The organism is Paenibacillus sp. GCM10027630, from assembly GCF_042676305.1.
Lineage (GTDB): Bacteria > Bacillota > Bacilli > Paenibacillales > NBRC-103111 > Paenibacillus_S.
In genome coordinates this window covers 1-21,529 of record NZ_JBHTGY010000033.1, presented here as the reverse complement: position 1 = coordinate 21,529, position 21,529 = coordinate 1, and the positions used below count along the sequence as shown (strand labels likewise).

At 41.5% G+C, this 21,529-nt stretch carries 22 protein-coding genes; 2 read left to right on the top strand and 20 right to left on the bottom strand.

The genetic code is table 11. The features are described 5' to 3' along the window. Window positions 1-46: 46 nt before the first annotated feature. The 11 genes from ACFQ0C_RS15830 to ACFQ0C_RS15780 form a co-directional block, all read right to left on the bottom strand. Entirely contained in the window at window positions 47-1,567 is a 1,521-nt protein-coding gene (locus ACFQ0C_RS15830) for a DUF4179 domain-containing protein (RefSeq protein WP_379368042.1), read from the bottom strand. Then, entirely contained in the window at window positions 1,564-2,133 is a 570-nt protein-coding gene (locus ACFQ0C_RS15825) for an RNA polymerase sigma factor (RefSeq protein ID WP_379368041.1), read from the bottom strand. The genes ACFQ0C_RS15830 and ACFQ0C_RS15825 overlap by 4 nt, the downstream gene beginning before the upstream one ends. 267 nt (window positions 2,134-2,400) lie before the next feature. Further along, window positions 2,401-3,192, bottom strand: a complete 792-nt coding sequence (locus ACFQ0C_RS15820; protein WP_379368040.1) for an SDR family NAD(P)-dependent oxidoreductase — start codon at window positions 3,190-3,192, stop codon at window positions 2,401-2,403. Between the two features lie 204 nt (window positions 3,193-3,396). Next, complete coding sequence (locus ACFQ0C_RS15815; RefSeq protein ID WP_379368039.1) at window positions 3,397-4,404, bottom strand: AraC family transcriptional regulator; 1,008 nt, start codon at window positions 4,402-4,404, stop codon at window positions 3,397-3,399. A gap of 57 nt (window positions 4,405-4,461) precedes the next feature. Further along, the gene (locus ACFQ0C_RS15810; protein WP_379368038.1) at window positions 4,462-4,935 is read right to left on the bottom strand and encodes a GNAT family N-acetyltransferase; all 474 of its coding nucleotides are present in this window, start codon (window positions 4,933-4,935) and stop codon (window positions 4,462-4,464) included. A 102-nt stretch (window positions 4,936-5,037) separates the two neighbouring features. Further along, complete coding sequence (locus tag ACFQ0C_RS15805; RefSeq protein WP_379368037.1) at window positions 5,038-5,700, bottom strand: methyltransferase family protein; 663 nt, start codon at window positions 5,698-5,700, stop codon at window positions 5,038-5,040. Window positions 5,701-5,937: 237 nt separating this feature from the next. Then, entirely contained in the window at window positions 5,938-6,798 is an 861-nt protein-coding gene (locus ACFQ0C_RS15800) for an alpha/beta hydrolase (protein WP_379368036.1), read from the bottom strand. Between the two features lie 36 nt (window positions 6,799-6,834). After that, window positions 6,835-7,245 (bottom strand): GNAT family N-acetyltransferase, encoded by a 411-nt coding sequence (locus tag ACFQ0C_RS15795; protein WP_379368035.1) that lies wholly within the window; start codon window positions 7,243-7,245, stop codon window positions 6,835-6,837. A gap of 132 nt (window positions 7,246-7,377) precedes the next feature. Next, window positions 7,378-8,763 (bottom strand): NAD(P)-binding domain-containing protein, encoded by a 1,386-nt coding sequence (locus tag ACFQ0C_RS15790; protein WP_379368196.1) that lies wholly within the window; start codon window positions 8,761-8,763, stop codon window positions 7,378-7,380. A 130-nt stretch (window positions 8,764-8,893) separates the two neighbouring features. Continuing rightward, a complete protein-coding gene (locus tag ACFQ0C_RS15785; RefSeq protein WP_379368034.1) occupies window positions 8,894-9,343 on the bottom strand; it encodes a MarR family winged helix-turn-helix transcriptional regulator in 450 nt (149 codons plus the stop codon). 124 nt (window positions 9,344-9,467) lie between these two features. Further along, entirely contained in the window at window positions 9,468-12,017 is a 2,550-nt protein-coding gene (locus tag ACFQ0C_RS15780; protein ID WP_379368033.1) for a winged helix-turn-helix domain-containing protein, read from the bottom strand. A 285-nt stretch (window positions 12,018-12,302) separates the two neighbouring features. On the opposite strand from ACFQ0C_RS15780, the gene ACFQ0C_RS15775 reads away from it, so the two are divergent. Further along, window positions 12,303-12,983, top strand: coding sequence for a succinylglutamate desuccinylase/aspartoacylase family protein (locus ACFQ0C_RS15775; RefSeq protein ID WP_379368032.1), 681 nt, complete (start codon window positions 12,303-12,305; stop codon window positions 12,981-12,983). A 196-nt stretch (window positions 12,984-13,179) separates the two neighbouring features. Here the strand turns inward: ACFQ0C_RS15775 and ACFQ0C_RS15770 are convergent, their stop codons facing one another. Further along, on the bottom strand, window positions 13,180-13,641 hold the full coding sequence (locus tag ACFQ0C_RS15770; RefSeq protein ID WP_379368031.1) for a MarR family winged helix-turn-helix transcriptional regulator: 462 nt from the start codon (window positions 13,639-13,641) through the stop codon (window positions 13,180-13,182). A gap of 120 nt (window positions 13,642-13,761) precedes the next feature. Here ACFQ0C_RS15770 and ACFQ0C_RS15765 point away from each other — a divergent pair, with 120 nt between their 5' ends. Then, window positions 13,762-14,631: an SDR family NAD(P)-dependent oxidoreductase gene (locus ACFQ0C_RS15765; RefSeq protein WP_379368030.1), complete on the top strand. Its 870-nt coding sequence runs from the start codon at window positions 13,762-13,764 to the stop codon at window positions 14,629-14,631. A gap of 87 nt (window positions 14,632-14,718) precedes the next feature. Here the strand turns inward: ACFQ0C_RS15765 and ACFQ0C_RS15760 are convergent, their stop codons facing one another. The 8 genes from ACFQ0C_RS15760 to ACFQ0C_RS15725 all read right to left on the bottom strand — a co-directional run bounded on the left by ACFQ0C_RS15760 (window position 14,719) and on the right by ACFQ0C_RS15725 (window position 21,226). Beyond that, entirely contained in the window at window positions 14,719-15,144 is a 426-nt protein-coding gene (locus ACFQ0C_RS15760; RefSeq protein ID WP_379368029.1) for a DUF3888 domain-containing protein, read from the bottom strand. 337 nt (window positions 15,145-15,481) lie between these two features. Beyond that, entirely contained in the window at window positions 15,482-16,258 is a 777-nt protein-coding gene (locus ACFQ0C_RS15755; RefSeq protein WP_379368028.1) for an AraC family transcriptional regulator, read from the bottom strand. A gap of 25 nt (window positions 16,259-16,283) precedes the next feature. After that, window positions 16,284-16,859, bottom strand: a complete 576-nt coding sequence (locus ACFQ0C_RS15750) for a LysE family translocator (RefSeq protein WP_379368027.1) — start codon at window positions 16,857-16,859, stop codon at window positions 16,284-16,286. A 116-nt stretch (window positions 16,860-16,975) separates the two neighbouring features. Next, entirely contained in the window at window positions 16,976-17,449 is a 474-nt protein-coding gene (locus ACFQ0C_RS15745; RefSeq protein ID WP_379368026.1) for an SRPBCC family protein, read from the bottom strand. A 102-nt stretch (window positions 17,450-17,551) separates the two neighbouring features. Beyond that, a complete protein-coding gene (locus ACFQ0C_RS15740; RefSeq protein WP_379368025.1) occupies window positions 17,552-18,124 on the bottom strand; it encodes a stalk domain-containing protein in 573 nt (190 codons plus the stop codon). Between the two features lie 91 nt (window positions 18,125-18,215). Beyond that, window positions 18,216-20,117, bottom strand: coding sequence for a M56 family metallopeptidase (locus ACFQ0C_RS15735; protein WP_379368024.1), 1,902 nt, complete (start codon window positions 20,115-20,117; stop codon window positions 18,216-18,218). Continuing rightward, window positions 20,110-20,481, bottom strand: coding sequence for a BlaI/MecI/CopY family transcriptional regulator (locus ACFQ0C_RS15730; RefSeq protein WP_258211781.1), 372 nt, complete (start codon window positions 20,479-20,481; stop codon window positions 20,110-20,112). The genes ACFQ0C_RS15735 and ACFQ0C_RS15730 overlap by 8 nt, the downstream gene beginning before the upstream one ends. A gap of 325 nt (window positions 20,482-20,806) precedes the next feature. Next, complete coding sequence (locus ACFQ0C_RS15725) at window positions 20,807-21,226, bottom strand: GNAT family N-acetyltransferase (RefSeq protein ID WP_379368023.1); 420 nt, start codon at window positions 21,224-21,226, stop codon at window positions 20,807-20,809. Between the last annotated feature and the right edge of the window lie 303 nt (window positions 21,227-21,529).

Sequence of the window (21,529 nt, the reverse complement as noted above, 5' to 3'; positions counted from 1 at the left end):
TTCTCCAGCTGCCGCTATACTGCTTCGATACTTGTTTTGCTCTGACTTACTTAATATTCAATTGAATCGGATAATCTTTATTGACAACGATACGATCGTTAGTACGGGACATCGTAATCGTATACTTCTCCAGTTTGGGCGCTAGGATGTAGGCGCTGAGATACGGCATTTCCCTGTAGTCTTCCGCACTCCCGAAACCGCTGGCATTAAGTGATTCCCTGAGCTCACTCTGCTTTCGGCTGAACGCTTCATATGCAGCCATATCTTCTTTATCGAGGTTGGCCGTCAAATCTTCTTTTTCTGCAATGTCGAACCAGACGCCGTCCATATATCTTTGATCAGGAGCCTCTTTTCTTATTTTCAAACGAATATATCCTTCTGGATGATGTTCGGCTCCTTCAATGACGATATCCCTGTTTTTAAAGCGAACCGTTTTGGGAAACACATCACTCATCGACAATTTGAAGCTCCCGCTTGGTTCGCGTTCGGTAACATGAAGCTCCCCAATATGTAAATACAACTTATCGATGTTAGGATCAAAGAAGACAGATGATGAGAATGGCAACTGCTGCTTACCTTCTTCTAGAATTAGACCCGGACCTGATGGATCGTAACGATACACATTCCCTTTACCGTCTTTTAAGTACGGAGCTACGTCTTCTTCCCTTGGGAAATATAAATCCCATCCCTTTTCGCCTTTGATTATGACATTCATCGTCGTCGGCTGTATCGTCAGCTTCTCCAACTTTAGCTCCTTCCAGTCCAAATCGCTGAAGGATAGCGTTTGTTTCGGTTCGTAAATTTTATTACGCAGCAGTGTGCTTTGATCAATAGGAACAGTAATCGTACCTAGTTCCTTTATTTCCGATCGTTTCAACTCACGGTCAACCGTACTTTTATTTACTGTTAATAATAGTGGGTCTCCCTTGGTCAGAAACTGTTCAGCTGCACCATTCTCTAGTTGATATTTATATGTGTCTTGCAGGATAGGTATATTGTTGCCATCCGTCGTTCTTACGATAGAAGAAGCCGTAGTCGATCCGCCTCCACGCAAATTTTTTGGACCAATGTAGAGATGAACCGGGGTATTATTATCCGACACATCAAATTCATCGGTGCGAATGAAAGCTTTAAATAGCAGCTCCTCGTCCGTCAAATACATATCATTGATTGTGATCGTGGTTCCGTCTAACTGGACAGTCACCGGCTGAATTGGAGTATACCCATGATTGACTGCCGTTTGAACCCCGTCACGCTCCCTGATTTTCGTCAACCAATCCACGGCTATTTCGAATCCAGGCACCCCTTTTACGAATGAAGCAAACGCAGGCGACATTGTCACAACGGCTGAAACAATTATAACCAGAATTACAGCAGCCGCAGCGTATTTGAACGAAAAAGCCATCAACCGCGGCGAACGGGACTTGGTTGCGACGAGCTCTACTGTGTGCCCAAACTCGCCTTTTTCAAAGCGATCCGGCAATTCATCGACAAAACGATACAGCGATTCCGGAACACGATCAAAGGCTTGTTCTAAATTGGATTTTAGATCTCTTTCGTTTTTCATATCCGAACCTCCTTTACTTGCGTATGGGACACATGAAGAATTTGGCTCAGCTTCGATCTGGCATGGTAAAGTCTCGATTTGACCGTTCCTTCCTTAATCTGCAGCAGGGCAGCGATCTCCTCAATTTTGAGCTCCTGAAAATAATATAGACCTACCACAACCCGGTGCTGCAGCTCCAATGACATAACGGAATCAACAACCCGCTGAGACTGCTCTTTCTTCAAGATATCGTCTAATGGAGATACCGAACTGTCTTGAATGTCCAACATGTGGATGTCCAGACTATTCTTGTGGTTGTGTTCTTTCCTTGCGATATCTAACGATCGGTTTACTATAACGCGGCTGAACCAGCCTCGTATATGCTGAATGTCCTTCCCCTGCATAATCGATGAATACAAGTCGATCAGCGAATTTTGCACAGCTTCCTCCGCCAGCTGCGTTGATCTTAGAATAGCTAATGCGGACCGGAAGGACCCGGATATCAAAGGATTCACCAAAGTACGGAATGCTTCTTTATTCCCTTGTCTTATTTCATCCAATAACTTTCGCTCGGATTCCAAATCCATACTGTCACTCCTTTCCCTCTATACTCTTATTGGCGTAATAAATGGATATTCGGTTCAAAAAAATTTTCATCTGACTCCAAATATCATTTATTGTAAAATAAAAAAAGCCGCAAAATAAGCAGCGTCATAAGCATGTATGTTCTTGTCACCCGACTGTAAAATATAGAATAATTCATCATTCAAAAAAGAGGAGCTGCCTCACTGCCTGCTCCCCCACTATTGTTTCTCGTTAGAGCTTAATATTGTTACGGTAGTATATAGGTTAGCTTAAAAAATTGTAGGCACCATGCCTCCGTCCATACGGATTGGAGAACCTTTAAATGCCGATGCATAAGGACTGCATACGAATGCAGCCAGCCTACCTATTTCAAATGGCTTGATAAACCGCTGTATTTCGGATTGGGGCAGGTTTGCAGCCATAAATTTTTTCTCTTTTTCCGAAAATGCCATATCATCCGGAAACAAATTGTCAATGATTTGATATACGTTTTCGGAAAGCGTTGGTCCTGGCATGATCGTGTTGGATGTGACTTCCGTTCCTATCGTTAGTTTAGATAAGCTTTTTGACAGTGATAATAACATAGATTTGGTCATGCAATACTGAGGCATTTGCCCTGAAGGCATAATCGCTTCTTCACTTGCAATGAAAAGTATTCGTCCATAATTGTTTTTCAACATTTGAGGCAAATAAAATTTAGATAAACCATTAGCGGCAAGGACATTCGTTCGAAAGTATTTTTCCCATATTTCATCATCAACGTCCTCATATGACATGATTTCATAAATACCCATATTGTTAACCAGAATATCAACATCGGGATATTTCTCAAATAAAGCTTCTCTTTGCTGCCTATCCACAATATCGGCTGTAGCATTACGAGGGGAGGTAGACGGGAACTCCGACTTCAATTCATTTACCGTTCGTTCTACCACTTCATTATTCCGTCCATTAACGAGGACATTGACACCTTCTCTGGCAAGTTCAATGGCAATTGCTTTTCCTATACCCCTCGTCGATCCAGTTACTAAAGCAGTTTTGTTCCTTAATCCCATATCCATAATATATGTCTCCTTTGTTGTCATCCGTAGTAAGCTGACTAGAAGTTATTATTGAAACTTCCTTGTGCTCCGGATAGAGATTATATTACCTTGTCTGGATCGTTCGGTAACTAGCGTACAACGCCAAATTTCTTGTTTAACCCGCCAATTAATGAAAACCGGAAAATGCCACCCCTGAGTAGAACCGTTAGGTTGGTAATTCTATTACGACGGATTTGCCCCTAAATATTCAGAACGCCATTTTGCAGGAGTATCCCCTTCCCAAAGGCGAAAGGCGCGGTAAAATGAGTTCTGATCTTCATACCCAATTAAGAATGCCACTTCTTTTATGTCAAGCTTAGGGTCTGCCAAGTATTCTCGTGCCTGTTCATGCCTTGCCTGTGTCAACAGCTGATTGAAAGTTGTCCCTTCGTCAGCAAGACGGCGCTGCAGGGTACGATCGCTCATGCCCAACTCACTCGCCACAGCCCGAATGTCAAAGCGCCCTCCGGTTAGGCTGCGCTTCAAGATCCACTTGACCATCTCGGGGATTGAACGGCTGCGTTGTTCATCCAATGATTGGTCCAAGACGGGAGTCAGGATCTCCAGCAACTCTTTGTTATACGAAATAAAGAGGCGGTCCAGATCTCTTCGATGCAGCGTCAATCGGTTCTCGGTTGCACCAATCCGGATAGGGCATCCGAAGTAACCTTCAAGGGCCTTTACATCGCCCATCGCGTTGGAAAATTCTACGGACCGTGCAGTTAAATGCTGGCCGGTGCCGCGTCGCCCAAGCTCTAGAAGAAAGGCTAGTGTGGTGCCAACCAACATTGGCGGTCCGGGTTGCTCGCTGCGCATCCAGTCCAATTCGATTGTACAGCTTTCACCCTCTTCGGTTATACGCAAGCTTTCCGGAGGGCATAGTTGTTTGTACCGGGCCATTCGGTTAAGGGCATCGCGATAATCACGAGCATGGTAGGTCGCTAAGACGGTCGGTGGGTATTGTGTCGTTTCAAAGACGCTTACAAGCTTGATGATTCCGATGGCTATGTCACCAACGAGATCGGAGTATGCTTGCCAGATTCTGAAATATTGGTCGGCGGTGACTGCGGCGGGTTCAGTAATAATGGTGAGCGGCAGCCGCGCTTTGCGAGCTACGTCGTGTGGAGCAATGCCTAATTGCTGTAATCCCGTCCAAAATCCCATTGGTAATTTTATACGGTCAGATTTCATTGCGTATGGATCTCCTTTAGTTGCTTACCTACTCGTTCCGGCTATGATTGCATAACTTCATTTTAGCGTTTTAATATACCAGGTATCACAGGCAAAATGTTCCGTTGCATTTAATGGCTTTTCTAATTGAATGAACTCATTCTTTTTGTAAAACTTATTGGCTGCAACCATATTGCTAAGAGTTTCAAGATAACATTTTTCATAGTACTGTTTTGCAAAATCTAGGGCAACCTGCAGTAACTCGCTTGAAATTCCCGTGCCTCGTGTTTCTTTAAATGCATACATCTTTTGCAATTCACATATATCTGGCCAGCCCATCACGGGTCCTATACCACAACCAGCTACTATTTTTTTGTTATCCTCAACAACCCAATATTTAGAACCCTCATTTTTATACAGATTATAAAAATCTCCTAAACTCGGATCAGACCAAGCAGTCCCTGGCTTATTCGCCCCAAATTCCACCAAACAAGTTCTAATAAGGTACTCTACTTGTTTATTATCTTGTTCCTCTATCTCTCTTATCAACATGGGTAAACCTCTCTATCTTTTTTTTGGTTACCTTCTATTTTAGCATCGTTTTTCGTTGGTGTAACCAAATGACACTAGAAACCAAATATGGCTTTGAAAATGTTACCAAATAAAGGGAATTAAATGATAACGTGTTTTCTTACAATATTCCTCATATCCTTTTAACTCTTTTAACAATACTTTTTCTTCATTTAACAGCCTTAGAACGATAAAAATGATTATAGTAATCGAGGGAATCACTGCCCAAATTGAACCTAATGCCAGAGGAGTGAAAAGTATAATAAACATAGCCCCGGTGTACATTGGATGCCGAACCAACGCGTATGGACCTGTAGATATAACTTTCTGGTTCTCGTTCACTTCAATTATGGCAGACGTATAAGAATTTTCTTTAAAGACTAAGAAAACAATCGAAAAGCCAAGTAAGACGATGACATCTGCAACGAATACAATAAATAAAGGAACATTTGACCAATCAAACCGATAGTCTAAACCAGGAAGGACTAACAATCCTACAAAAGAAATACCCGATATGGTTTGGAAAATTTTTTGTTCCTTTTCTTTTTCTTTAGCATTACTTCTTCTCTCTATCAGTTCAGGATCTCTCTTCAAAAAATAACCATTGATAACGAACGTTGAACCTAAAAAGATCACAAAATAAATCCATGCCTCCCAAAAGTTAAAAGATCCTGCGGGCAAGAAGAGAAAAATAAAGAAAACAATTGAAAACAGGAGCGTCCTAAAGTAGATTTTTTTCTTTAACAAAAATTACACCTCCTATAAAATTAGTTTCTTCAAAATGGCTCAAATTTACACTTGGATAACCACCCTCGTTTCCCTTCTTTGGTATTATCCTGCTGTCTCAAGACAGGATTGCAAAAAAAGCTCCTTCACAAGGAGAGAGCTTTTTTCTTTAATTTCCCGGACTCTTCTATGCAGTTAATTGGGATCCAGCGGGTGTAAGAAATCAACTTGGATCACTTTCGTCAGTTTCTCGGTTAATTAGATAAAGTTGTTGTCTGACAACCATTCCTCACACAACTTCGGCCACATAGCGACAGGCCCCTTGGCAGAACGAATACCAAAACCGTGACCGCCCTTTCTAAAAATATGCAGATCGGCCTCCACGTTCGCTTTCTTTAATGCCGAGTAGTACTTGACGCTATGATCACTAGAAACAGCAGTATCATCATTGGCGTGAAAGATGAAGGCCGGCGGATGATTTGCGTCAACTAGCTGATCATTGGGGAACATTCGCAACGGCTCGAAGTTCGGTTTGGGCTCTCGATCCCCAAGATTGATCACCGGATATCCAAGAATTAGGAAGCTTGGGCGAGCATCTAACTCATCCGCCTCATCTAGGGGGTGATATACACGAGTACTATATTGGGTTCCTAAAGTTGCTGCCAAATGACCACCCGCGGAGAAACCAATAATCCCTACTTTGTTCGGATCCAAATTCCACTGGTCTGCATTATGTTTAATGAGCCTCATTGCTCTTTGCGCGTCCTGCAAGGGAACCGAATATCCTTTCTCGTGCCCTTCACCAGGTAGCCTGTACTTCAGCACAAAAGCTGTAACTCCCAAAGCGTTGAACCATTTGGCACTATCGTAACCTTCTTTGTCGTAAACCACCCGTTCATAGGCCCCGCCGGGAGCAATCACAACCGCTGTTTTATTTCCTTTCCCCTCTTCCGGAAAAAAAGGAATAATGCTTGGGGTGGTGATTCCCATAAAAGCTCTGTCTTTTATCTCCGGGTTTATGCTTCTTTCGATAAAACTTTGGTTTAATTGAATATGTTCAGAACCTGGTGCTGCTCCTGGCCATAGTAAAATCTCATTTTCAAACAAGCAGTCTTTCAACAAGATCACCTTCTTCGTTAGAGTAATTGCCATCATTTAAATTAATTTTTTAGTCAAAATAATTTCCATGGGCTCATTCTCGAGCAATAAACATCCGGCATCCCGATATCCTAAATTTCTGTAGAAGTGTTGTGACTCTTCATTAGCGAGAGTGGACGTCATAACAAGTTTAAAGCCATTTTGTTTCATTTCATCTTCCCATATGAGGACACTTTGCTTTCCTAAACCCTTGCCTCGATATTGTTCATCGATCCATATCATATTCATGAACGGTGTGTTATCCCAGAAGTATCCGTATCTCAGCCATCCAATTCTATTCTCATCTTGGTTCTTTAGTATGTATATTTCTTTTCCCCTTATTTTGGGCAATATCAAGTTTTCTAAAATATGATGGTCATGTTCTCGTATGTATCCATAGTCTGAATCAGTTGCAGGAACCATCTTCATCTTTATTTCGCCCCCTTGATGCAAGCGTAACAACTAATCCAGCTTTTGTAAACTGCCCGTTTACTTAAAAACGAACAAAAAAGGAGCTGCCGCGAGGAAGCTCCCTACATGAAATCACTATTCTGTTTTTCTCTAAGAGATATCGGTTGTGCAACAACTTTCGGTGCTCTTCGAAGGTGAAGGTGAATTATTTAAACTACATACACCTGTTTCTGGTAAATCCAGTTCAACCTTCAGAGCGGATTCATAGTCACCTGCCAAATAGGCTACAATGGATCTAACTTGTTCATAACCAGTTGCCATTAGGAAGGTTGGTGCGCGACCGTAGCTTTTCATTCCAACTATATAAAATCCCTTTTCTGCATGACGCAGCTCTTTTTCACCATGTGGACGCACAGTACCGCAGCTATGAACATTGGGATCGATAAGTGGCGCTAACGTATCTACACTTTCCGTAGCTTGATCAATGTTTAAGCGCAGCTCCCTCAGGAAGGAGAAATCCGGTCGACTTCCAGCATTTACAATAATTTCGTCCACTTCGATTATATCCATAGCTGTCTGATTAAGCATTCCACTTATTGTAATTTTTGTTTCTTTGGATTTTACTTGTTGGATTTTGAACGGTGTCATGACTTTGATTTGTTTCGAATCTACCAGATGATGAATGCGCGTGCCAAGCTCTCCTCTTGCTGTAAGCTGATCGTTCTCTTCCCCGCCGTATGCATCCTGCACTTTATTTTTTCGCATAAGCCATACAATTTCCGTTTCTGGATAGGATTCCTTTAATTCTGCAAGCTCTAGGAGCGTATTTAAAGCCGAATGGCCTCCACCGACAACTGCAATCCGCTTGCCAATGTACTTACTCCCTGCCTCCCCTTTTATGTCAGGAATACCATAGAAAATATTGTTACTAAGTAATTGTTCTTCTTGCGTCCATACGCCACTCGCATAAAGTGGATTTGAATGTCCCCAGGTTCCCGAAGCATCAATTACTGCTTTAGCCTCATAAAGCTGAAGTGTTCCATTAACTTTTGCATAGATCTCAAATGGCATACTCTCGCGATTCGCAGATTTCATTTTATCCGTATCTTTTCTACTTACTGCTACTACTTTCGAGTTTAGCATAAGTCGAGATTGGATATATGGAAGTTGTGAAAATGGCAATAAATATCGCTCCAATAATTCATATCCTGTAGGCAGTTCATCAGGTTCGGGAGCTACCCAACCGTTAGAAGATAATAATCTTTCGGCCGCTTTATCAACATTGAATTGCCACGGAGAGAATAAGCGAACATGGCCCCACTCTGAAATATTATGACCAACATATTCTCCAGCCTCTAGTAGAATGAAATTCTCCCCTCGCTCCATTAAATGAGCTGCTGCCGCTAAACCGATTGGACCAGCCCCGACAATGGCGACGGGCAAATGATTCAAGTTTCGTTGATCGGTTCCTGATTCTTCTATTCCTATTGGTGATGCACAGCAAGATCCTGTTTGAGTGATTTCGATATTTTTCATCATGGTACAACCTCCTATTTTATCCGAAACTTTTTAATAACAAACTGTGCGTCTGGCCTCACCAAACCGCCTGCCTCGTTAGTTGCCTTACTATTTTACTTGCATTTTGCAAGTATTAAAAGAAAAGAAATTACCCCGGAGGGGTCGTGCAACATTGGCTGGATTTTGCCATAGCCTCATTCAGAAGTTTAATAGAGCGAATAACTGTTTCTTTCTCGAAGTCGTTCATGTGAGAAAAGACTTCATTTAAATAAACATTCATTTGCTGGTCAATCGTTGCGGCCACATAGTTACCTTCTGTCGTCAATGAAAGAATATACACCCTACGATCGTCAGGATCAGGAACTTTTTTCACTAAATTCATTTTGATTAACGATTGTACTTGCCGACTAAAGGTCGTAATATCTGTACCTAGTGCGTCCGCTACCTGTTGGATAGAAGGTTTATGTTGATGCTCTATCTCATATAGAATATGGCTTTGAACTAAAGAAATATCGAAGCCTCCAGCAGAACAACAATTTTTGTTCAGAAAACCAAAACGGCGTGTCATGATTTGAAATAGTTCGCGAACATTTTCCATTGTGATTTCACCCCATACCTTATTTATACAATAGTTAATTGCATTTTGCAAGTATTTTGAAAATAAAAAAGAAAAACCACTCCTATGAGTGGTTACTTGAGGTAATGTGAAAAAATAGTTAGTCTCAACCCAGTATCCCTAATTCTCTGGCACGCTGCAGAACTCGAACGCGATTGTTTACATTTAGCTTTTTGTAAATGTTTTTAATATGAGACTTTACGGTTTCACCCGCGATAATCAGGCGATGGGCGATATCTTTGTTCGACAATCCATCCGCGATCAAATGTAGAACATTCGTTTCTTGCTCGGTCAGTATTTCAATGAGCGGCATAGACTCTTCCGGGGTGACCTGCAAAGCTTGAATCAGCTGCCTCAAATAGGCCAAAGAAACCTTGGGGGGAAGATTGCTTGACTCTGTCTTCAAATAAGCTGACAGCAGCTCGAACATCTCCGCTCCTTCGTCCACGAAGCTTCGGACATATCCCTCGGGCTCAGCCAACTCCAAAGCGGTCTCCAACTGCGCGAGAGCAGTCTCCGTGCGACCCAATCGCTTAAGAGTTACACTTTGCAAAATGAGTACCTTAATTCGATCCCGAAGACGGTCTTCCTTATGCAATAGCTGATTCAGGCGGCCCAATAAGTCCAGCGCTTCTTCCAATTGTCCTCCTGCTACAAGTACTCTGGCCAAAGCCAAATACTCAAGAACATGAAAGAGTGAAACTTCATCCTTATGCGCCAGACCGCATCCTTGCATCCAATCAAGTGCTTCTTCGACTGCACCTTGGCGCAAGGCAAGACATGCTTGCTCGGCTTCGATTTTCGACATAAATAATTGAGAATCAGGGGAGGCGATCTGCGACTTCAACTCTGCGAGCAGCTCTGATGCCCGGCTGGCATTTCCTAGGGTTTGCTGAATCTGCGAAGCACCAATGGCGACTTGAATGAAAACCCGCGCAAAGGGTTTAATATCCCTTCGTTCAAGTGCCTGGCTGGCATACAACTCAGCCTCCTCCAACCGATTCCACTCGTACAACAATTTGCTGTAAGAAGCAAGCAGGACGCCTGCAAAAGGATAATTTGTCTTCCTCCCCAGCACAACAGCCCATTTGGATAAAAAAGCATCCGCCGCATGAAGATCGTTGATATAAGACAAATGATCGCAAAACGAATCATAGCCATGATAACGGTTGCGTCTCATCGTTTGAAAGAAGCTGCCTTCCGGCATATATTGTTCTACCAGCTCGTAGTATTCAGAGGTTTTTACCAAGTCTCTTTGCAGATAGGCGGAGACCGCACAGAAAAAATAAATATTGCCCATGACCTTATTCCATTCTACATCTGACAGTCTGCCTTTCAGCGTTTGAAAGCGGGCTTCAGCCCGTTCTATTCTTGTAAATGCCGCTTCCCACTCCTCCACTCCGAGCAATACCGATATATAAAACAGTTCGACCATGGGCTTTTCGGCAAAAGAATTTTCCGGTAACGCAGATACCCATCTCATCAATACGACACTATGCGATTGCACTAGCGTATGAAGATTTTTTTCGATTAACCGAACGGCATCTGCATAGTGTTTGCCTGCTAAATAATGCTCCATCGCATCGTCGTCCAGCCCATGACTTTCCAACCAGGTCGCCGCTTCCCTATGTACCTGCACCCATTTGTCTGGATGTGTTCTCGACCCCATACGCTGTAAAAATTCTGAAAACAAATGATGATAGCGATACCAGTTCCTCTGATCGTCTAAAGGAATGACAAACAAATTTAGCTGCTCTAATCTTTCCAAATATTGTTGACTGTTCGATTGACCTGTTACGGCTTGGCACAGGGACTGATTCATTCGGCTTAAAATAGACGTAGCCATTAAAAATGAGCGCATACCCTCTGATTGATGGCGAAAAACTTCTTCAAGCAAATACTCGGATATATGATGATGTTGGCCGTTAAATTGATGAATGGACTCGGCTATATTAACACTGTGCTTAAGAGAGATTGCTGCCAGCTCCAGCCCGCTGATCCAGCCCTCTGTCTGATGGTGCAGCTCTGCCACTTGCTCTGATGTTAACCTTAAATCCGTCGTATCCCGAAAAAAGATAAGCCCCTCATCCAACTGGAAGCGCAAATCCTGCATCGTGATTTGATTGTATTCGCCCTCTACCAGAAGTTTGGCAGTAGGTATAGCCAATTCGCTGCGGCTCGCCAAATATAGATGAATGTGAGAAGGCAGCCGCTCAAGAAAGTAGATCAAAGAATCATGTATAGAAGGATGCTCGATGAACTGATAATCATCAAGAACGATCGCCAGCTCGCTTGTTAACCGATTCAGGTCATTCAGCAGCGCAGGAAGCGCATGTTCCAAAGCAACCCAGAGCCCTTTCTCAAGAAAAGAACTGACTTCCGCGCCAAAGCTTGGGATTCTCTCCTGAATAGAAGCTGTTACACCACTCCAAAATTGAATATAATCATTATCCCGTATATCCAGCGAAAGCCAAGCAACAAGCGCACCGCATTGTTTCGCCCATTCGCTTAGCGCTGTTGTTTTTCCGTAACCAGCCTGCGCTGAAACATGCGTCAGCTTGACTTTCATTCCCTCATTGAGCTTATGAATCAGCCTTGGTCGAGCTACCAAATCGCGACGCACATGGGGGATATGAAGCTTCGTACGTACAATCATAGAAACTCCTTCGCATGTAAATTCTTGTTAATACATATTATAATTCGACAAATTTCTGGGTTTTCCTGTTTATTTCAGGACCCTGGACCCGACCGTAATACAGATTTTACACTACACTTGGCAGCATCCGAACATTCGTTACTTAAAAGGGATTATAACTACCTAATGTGTATCACAAAAGATGTTTCATAATAGTATTCCATTGAACATTCCAGACTGGATTAATATTGGTTGCCAAATTATAAGTTGAATCATACTTTAGAATATCCGGGAGGTGGTTGCGGCATGGAAATTAAAAAGTACCTGTTGGCTGAGGCCACCAAGTTCGAAACCCCTTATTACGTCATAAATGGAAGCTCAAAAGGAAAAACCGTTATGATAACTGCAGGAGTGCACGGGAAAGAAGTTGCCAGTATTCTCTCGGCCAAAAGACTTGTAGCAATGCTTATGAAAAACAAGCTCTGGATTGAAGTCGGGACATTGATCATTGTTCCGGTTGTCAATCGTAAAGCTTTCAAGCGCCGCATCAGGGGAATACCGGATTTGAACCGGACGTTTCCGCGAAAATGGAAGGATAAGGCTCGCCACCCGCTGTCAGCTGCATTATTTCGATTAGCGAAGAAATACAGGCCATCGTGGTACATTGATCTACATGAAGCCAATGGATTATCTAAAATAAACCCTAGAGTGCTGGGGCAAACGCTGATCGCCAATCCCAAAAGTAAAGCAATACCTGCAATAAAACGAATTGCTGCCCATTTGAATCGCTCTATTGTTCAAAAATCAAGACATTTTACAGTGCGCTTGCGGAATTTGCCTGCGGGTTCAGGACGCCATGCCGCATTTCACTTATTGAAAGCAAAAGCAGTTACGGTAGAGACATGCTGGAGCATGCCTATGTCTACCCGGATAAACTTTCAAATGAAAATACTGGAGAAATTATTAGCTGAAGCTAACCTAATTTAGCGTGGAAATTAAAGGAGTTCCCTTAGCCTTCGCATAAGACGCTTAGGTATCGTGTCCCCTCCCCGTCCCTCAAGGCCCGGCAGGACATTTGTATAAAAACCTATGTGCAGATGTAGTGATAACATACTGTGCCTTAGCTTCGCACTGCTTTACATCAAGCTCTCTAAGCTCCCCTACTCCTTTTAACACTTCTACCTTAAGTGTTTTCGATTTTGCTGAAGCTTAGAGATTTTAGCAATTCAATATATGTTTTCAATTCTGAATCCGTTAAACGTGAAATACGTTCGTAGAAAATAGCTTCTTTTTCTTTTAGTGCTTTTATTGTCTTTTCATGACCAAGTTCAGTTAAAGACAACAGTACTCCTCGACGATCTTTAGGGTGGGGCTCACTTTTTACATACCCCAGACCTTTCAATTGCCCAATAAGTCTACTAATAGAGCTACGGTCCATTGCGATTGACTCTGCTAAAGTTGTAGCGTTTGTAGAACCGTGCGAAAAGAGCCAGCGAACAATCAAAAAGGCTGCAGGCTGCAAGGTTGCATCAAATGTACCAGCAGTTCTTACATTAAGTGCATGTGCTTCACTAATCAACGCATTGAGCTGTTCACCAAGAGTAAATTCCAACTGTTCCCTCATATCAGATTTTTTAATATCCATAGTTCACCATCCTAACTTATCGAAATATTTGACATATATCAAGCAAGTATATATATTAGACATATGTCAAATATATATACTTAATAAAATAGTGTCAAGTTTAGAGAAGGAGGATGTAAAATGTCTGAGTATCCAATAATCGTAATCACAGGTGCAACCAGTGGAATTGGTCAACTAGCTGCAATTGAAATCGCAAAACGTGGTGCACATCTGGTGCTGACTGCTCGTAGCAAAAAACGGGCTGAAGCAACTGAAAAACTAATTAAAAAAGCTTCACCAGAAACGGAGGTTGATTTTTATTTTGGAGATCTGTCACTAATGAAGGATGTACGCCGTATAGGGCTAGAAATAAAAGAAAACTATTCAAAGATCGATGTAATCATCCACAATGCTGGGCTTCATGGGTTCGAGCAACGCATTACTACCGAGGGGTTTGCTGAGATGATTGCGGTAAACTATCTAACGCCATGGTTGCTAACTAATTTGTTAAAAGATTCTTTGCTAGCAGCAGAATGCGCAAAAATTGTTAATGTTGCATCAGAAGCCTCCCGAAATCATGGAGAGCTAAAGATACCAGAAGATTTGACCGACACATCTTCATTCACGGCAAGAGGTTCATCTGAAATTTATGGAAAAACCAAGCTTTTAAATATCATGTTTACTTTTGAGTTGGCGCGTCAATTTTCAGGAACAGGAGTCACTGCCAATGCTCTAAATCCCGGTTTTAATAATACTGGACTTGGAAGAGAACTTCGTATATCTACTGTAATCGGAAGTATCTTGAAATTACTTCATATCGGAGATCCGAGAAGAGGAGCAAACATTATTGTTCGATTAGCACTTAATTCTGAATACGATAGAGTAACAGGTGGATACTTTAATGTTGGCACTGGTGCTAAAATTGATCCAATCTATCCCGGGAAAGATGTTTCTATGCAGCAACGACTATGGAACGATACTAAAGAAATATTGTTTGAATATATTAAATAAAACAAAAGAAGGAACTGCCGCGAATCAAGCCCCCTCAGCTATAGATTTCCGTCTGAATTGGGTTTAAAATGCTTCACCTCAGCAAATCTAGATAATTGGGCGGAAATCCTTTTTATTGGGTCCCTTTAAGTGCTGATAATTTTTGAGTTTCACTTGTACACCCGAGGATATTTCAAATGTAAAGAGATCCCTTCCCACTGGAATGTGTGGCCCAACGGTTGGAGTTGCATCAAGCATGATCAGAAAATCAAACCCTCTAAAACCATTTACTCGTTCTACATGTATTACATCTACAAAATATGGATAAAGATCTGGTGCATCTATTAATTCTTTGGAATATACCTCTGCAAGCTTATCGTTCATATAGGGTAACAAAAACAGTAAAAGCATATCTTGAAATTGCAGTTCCCTAGAATCTTTTTCAGGTTTTATTATTGCAGCAGTAACATAAGAACCCTGCCATGAAGCAAGTAAAGCAATGATCAACAAAATAATAATACATTTTTTTCTCATACGATGATCCCTCCTTTGATAAGTTTTCCAAAAGGAAGGGATTTCATCACATCTACCGCTTAGCTAATGCCAATATTTCATCCGAAACGAGATCAGGGAGATATTGATGAATATAATGCTCGGTATCCTTGACCACATATTGCTTCGCTTGCAAGGACCATGAAGTAAATTTACCCTTTACCTCGCCCGGATACTTTTGTGCAAACCGGAGCGTTTCGAGGGATCCTAGCGAGCTGCCCAATAGATAAATAAAACAAGGAGCAGCTGCGACGGCAGAAACTGCTCCTTGTTTTGTTCAACTACTATTGCTCCCTCTAGGCAGGTAAGATAGATTTCCTCAATTTATATTAGACAAATATTCAAATGCTGTTGTTCCATATACGCTTTTAAAGTGTTTATTTAAATGGGTTAAATCAAAAAAACCACATTCAGCTACTGCTGAATAAATATCTCTATTTTTTTCGATTAACTGCTTTGCACGTTCGATCTTGCAGTTAAGAAAGTATTGGTAGGGTGAAATCCCGGTATGAGCCTTGAATAATCGGATAAATTGAAATTTCGATAAATGAAGCTCTTTACATATCTCCTCAAGCTTAAGTACATGTTCTAAGTTGGCATGAAGCATATCCTTCGCTTTTCTAATTAGAGCGTTATCTTTCTTGTCGTCTATTGAAAGATTGGTTTGAATTAAGTTATCCGTGAGCGATAAGAGCAATTCACTGCACAAAACTTCATTTTTTTCGCTTAATATTGCATGAGAAAGACTTAGTATTCGTTGTTCAAGTCTATGATCATACACAATTGGAGTTGAAAAACGTACGATATCCTTTTTCTCAATAACCTCTAAAAGCAATTCTGGTTTAATATAAAGCATGACATAATCAAGGCCAGTCTTATCATGGGCCATACCGTCATGTGCCTGTTCTGGATTAAAAAGCATAATCCCATTTTGATAGGATAATTGTAAACTGCCCTCCAGATTATACTCTTGAATCCCACGCAATGTTACGCCTATTGCATACTCCTGGTGAGCGTGCTTTTTATATGTAAAATCAGTCATACTTGCTGACAACGCAGTAATACCTGCCGATTTTTTATAAATAAATTTGTTCATTCCATTCACCTCTAAATAAGCTTACCTACATCCAGATCATAATTGCAACATAAGCAAGCGATAAGGCCATTAATACATTAACAGTCTTATTACGCTTCTGTAAAAACTCCTTGAAGATCGAACCGAAAAGCACCCACGTCATAAATGCTAAAAATCCAATTAGCGTTATAGATAAAATACTTATCGTCACCGCAGAGATCGCGTTATAGTGGGGCATAACAAAAGTGGGGATAACGGTCATTGTAAACAGCACAACCTTTGGATTTAAAAACTGCATTATAAAGCCTGACATAAAGATAGCCGTTTGGTTTACAGTTGGGCTTGATGTATCCATTTTGTAGATTTGATAAGCGAGATAGAACATATAACAGCTTCCGACTATCTGCATTATAATTAATAGTTTCGGTATTATCGGTATGAGCATCGTATTCAATATAGCAGAAACAGCAAGTAATAAACCAAAACCTGTAGTTGATCCATAGGTAAATTTCATTGCCTTTTTGGTCCCAGAATTATGCACGGTGGATAATATGACGATGTTAGTAGGTCCTGGGGTAAAAGTAGCAATCATACAGTAAACTAAAAATGATGTAGTATCCATGAGAAAACTCCTTTCAAGTTATTCTCAAATACTACACCCTAAAATAAATGCTCTATAGTACATTATTGCAGATATGAAGCTTCTTCCGCCATGGATTTGAGTGGTACCTTTCATTGTCAAAACATACTTGCCAGATGCTCCTCAAGACGATCCATGGTTTGTTCGGCACCTGGGACGGCGTAAGTTTTCACCTTATCGAATACAGCGGCATTTTCTTCAAAAACTGTGCTATAAGTGAGTTTGGTCTTACCTTCCAGATCCTCAAAGATTGCTGTCGCCAGAAAATGGGGAAATACGGCGTGTTTGATGACGATTCGCTCGGGTTTAACGACCTCGACAAAGATGTTGGTGTTGGGATAATCAACCCCATCAGGACTGTGCATGATAAACTCCCATGTACCGCCCGGTTGCATATAAAACTGCTGAAATGTAGTCGTAAAACCCAGAGGTCCCCACCACTTCGACAAGTGCTCCTCTTTCGTCCAAGCATCAAACACAAGATCACGTGGAGCATCCAATATGCGGGTGATCACAATCTCGCGGTCACCTACTTGCGTTGCGATTTTGTTTGTTGCGTTGTTTGGGTTCATGTCCATCCCTCCAAAATGAATTTGACTTGTTGAAACCAATATCACTAAGCTGCTTCACTTGCGTTTCTTTCCATTTTATCTAATCATACCCCAAATAGATCCTCATTTAAACGTTGCGGTCCTTGTATTTCCGTCCCACTTAACTTGAATACCCAGTATTTCCGCAAGCTGTCTCACAGGTAAAAATGTCACATTGTTTTTAATCATGGGTACCACTTCCTCCAATTGCACCTTTTCACCGTCAACTAATATGTCGGATTTTCCGATATGCATGATGAAACTCTTACCGTCCTTGGTCAACGTAATCTTCTCTTGGCTTTGTTCCCAACTCACTTCAAACCCGAATCCGTCCGCAATGGCTCGCAATGGAACCATGGTTCGTCCGTTCTCGATAAATGGCACTGCTCCACTGTCTATGAGATGCAGATATCTCCCGTTCACAAGGACCATAACTTGATTCTTCTTTACTTCCTCACACGAAGGCAGTTCCACTTCTATCCTCTTGCCATTTGTTTCGATACCCATTTTCTGAGGGATTCCATCCCTGTTTTGGTAACATGATTGTAGAGGTACTGCATCGGACCAAAAGAATTCCCTTTCGGCATTCGCCGTATTTCCAATCGCTAGTGCACATAGCAGCCCGAGTGTACTGTACTTCCATTTAGATTTGAACAATTCAATCAGCTCCAGTTTCCCTTATATTGTATTGTGAGTTTGCATCCTGTTAGTCATGAGCAATGACTTCTGAAACAGCCTATTTGACGATTTAAGAGGACCCTTTTAATAATTCTAATTGGGGTTTTCTATCGGGAATCCATTGTGGCCATTTAGTTTCTTCTTCGCCGCTTTTATAAGTGAAAATTTCTACTTTTACCTTATCTTCCTCTTCTCCGCTTGCCACAATCTTGAATGTGCGGTTAACGTTACTATCCCCGGGTATAAAGATAGATCGAATACCACTTCGAACTGCAGGATTCCAGTACACCGCTGTACCTGTTGCCTCATCAATGACAGCCAAGCTAATAGATGGCGAAATGTCCGTCGTTTCTTTGACATCGATGGCTAAGGTTTCTCCGCTTTTCATGACAAAGGATTTTCCGAGCTGAGCACCCTGAGTACCATCGGCACTTTCGTCACTTATCGTTCTAGGCAGCTTCAAGCTACTATTGAAAATATCTGTTATTTTAGCTTTGTTGTCATAGGCTGTTAGCTGCTTGTACCCAGTAATATCGTCGTTATTCGTTTTGGATAGTTCAAATGTAAATTCTTTAGGAGCCAAGATTTCATAAATCACATACACTCCGCGCTGGAGAACCTGATCGATAAACGCGGTATGATCATATTGATATTTCTTGTTAGAATACTTCAATTCAAAAGCAATTTGATTCGTAATCATTTTTTTAATGACGTTATCCTCTTTATAGGCTGCTGCCTTGTCCGCAAAAGCGACAGTTACGGTTCGATCCTGTACGGAAAAAATTTTTTTGATCATGTCGGCAACGGTGGAGTCGTCTTTGTCTTTCCATAGAATGCCCACCTTATAGTAAGGCTCTGTGCGGTTGAAGGAATCGAGTTTCAACCCATTTTCATCGATATACAGATTTGTTGCAAAAACGCGCATTTTGGATTTTCCCAGCGTGGATTGTACATTTCCTTCTAACGTATCGTTTATATTGTAATAGGTCTTAATTCCTCCGCTATACTCCGTAATCGGTTGGGACGTTTTCGCAAACACCACAGATGATGAGAAAAGGGAAACAGCCGCGATCATGACGGCGAATACGACCCCAAAGAATGCCTGACCTCTTCCTTTACTCCGGTTCATAATCAGCTTAAATCTTCTGTATAGCTGCTTTTTAGGCTGTGCCAGGCCACTATTTAATGCAGGAGACGCTTGAGAAGCAAAATGCAAAATCATTTCGCTATAGCGCTTCTTGTCCATGGGCTTCATCGTTTTGGATAGAGCTTCATCCACAGAGTATTCGCATGCTTCGGTTATATTGGCCAGAGCCAGATAAGAAACCGGATTAAACCAGTGCAGGCAGTTCACAATCACTGCAAAAAGTTTAAGCCAAGCGTCTTTTTGCTTATAATGAATCAATTCATGATTTAACGCTAGCTGGTAATCTTCCGTACTCATGTTTGTATTGGGGAATACAATTTGAGGATTAACGAAACCGATTAACATAGGCGAATACACGTTTGGACTGACTAGCACATTAAGGTTTCCCACTTTGTCGATCCTGACACCTCGAAGCGCCTTGCGCTTGAATCGAAAGTAATTCAAGAAGTAGAGGCACAGCATGATGACAAAACCGCTGACCCAGATCCCAAGGATCCATGCTTCCGTGGATAGAACAGGAGAATTATTAGTAGTATCGGACGGGATCCCTTCGCTAAAGGGTATAAGTGGTTCCAAGGCTTTTGTCTCTGTGGCCGTGGGCGTATTTCCGGTAAATGAAGCAGTACTTGTGTCTGGAATCAGGAACTGAGGAAAAACGGCAGGCACTTTGATATTGAGCGGCACTAAAAACAGTAACAAAGCCGACAAGCAGACGTAATAATACCAACGGCCACCGCATTTTGCAGCAAGCTTCATTTTAAAAAGAATGAGACACAGACTTGCGATACTGCCAGCGAGGGAAGTCATAAGCAGCCATTTAATCATGAGAATCGGCCTCTCTGTTAATAAATTCACGGAGTTCGTCGATATCCTTTTTGGTGAGATTCTCATCCTTGAATAAAGCACTGATCAGGCTTTTGGCAGAGCCGTTATGAATGGCGCGTACGAAGCTCTGCGTCTGCATTTTTTGATATTCCTTTTCGCTTATAGCCGCCCAATATTCATAAGCGTGGGAGCGCCCGAGCTTGATGGAATGCAGAGCGCCTTTGTCAATCAGTCTGCCGGCTAGAGTGAGTAGCGTCGTAATTTTTTTGTCGGGCAATTTTTCGGCTATCTCCTTGGTTGTCATCCTTTCTCCGCACTCCCATACGACTTGCATAATCTCCATTTCTGCCTTGGTAATTTGCATAGCAACAACATCTCTCCTTTTTCGTTTCTACAACTCGTTTTTTATTATACAAGATGTAGAAACGAAAAGCAATACATTGCTATTGATCAATTGGGAAGGCGGAAATTGGTAAGAAAAACTTCTGATCGAAGCCCTTTCGAGGAAGAAACATTCGTGTCTAAGTTGTAGCTTTTCTTGTAATATCAGACTTCTTCAACTCCGCTGAAAACTTATAAAGGCTGATATTATAATAAAAATCTATTATTTTATCGTGTGGGGGTGCGTTTCGAGGGAAGGTTATATCCATTTTAACCACGAGGGCAGCTGCCGTGGCAATCTACCCCAATTATTCATATACCATAACCCAATATCTTTCTTCTGGTTTACCTTCCTCAACCACTTTCTTCCAACCATTATTCTCATAAAACTTCATCGCTTTTTGATTTTCGGATACACATTTCAATTTTACTGGTTTATTCATTTTTTCTATCGAGGTTTTAACCAATTGCCCACCAACACCCTTACCTGAGAAATCAGGGTGAACAAATAAATTATGTATAAAATCATCTGGCAAGTACAAAGAAGCAAATCCAAGGATACGAGTATCTTCCTCTGCTAAAATAATATGCTCTCCTGCAGTATGCTTATCAAAGTCTTCTAAAGTCATTTCGTTGGTATCTGCCCAATGAAAACTTTTACGGCGAGATTCTAGATATATAAGTCTTAATTCAGGGTAGTCTAATTCATTGGCTACTCTAATAATCATATTTTCACTCTCCCTTTCTTCTATATAAATGGGCTCACCCTTAAAATCAGTATTTGACCCTCATCCGCCCACTAGTCCTCACAAACAAAATCCTGCAAAAACGCAGTTATTTTCTTACCGGAATGGCTATAGTGAGAACAAGCCTGCAAAAGTACAGCAATTTTCATGGAAAACGCTCCGATACAGCTAAGAATGGATAAATAAATGCACATTAAGTCAATTTCATAATTCAATTCTTTGAAAGTCAGACTGATCCCAAATCCATGGGCTCTTTTTTAAAAAATTATGCGACCTGCTTAGCTT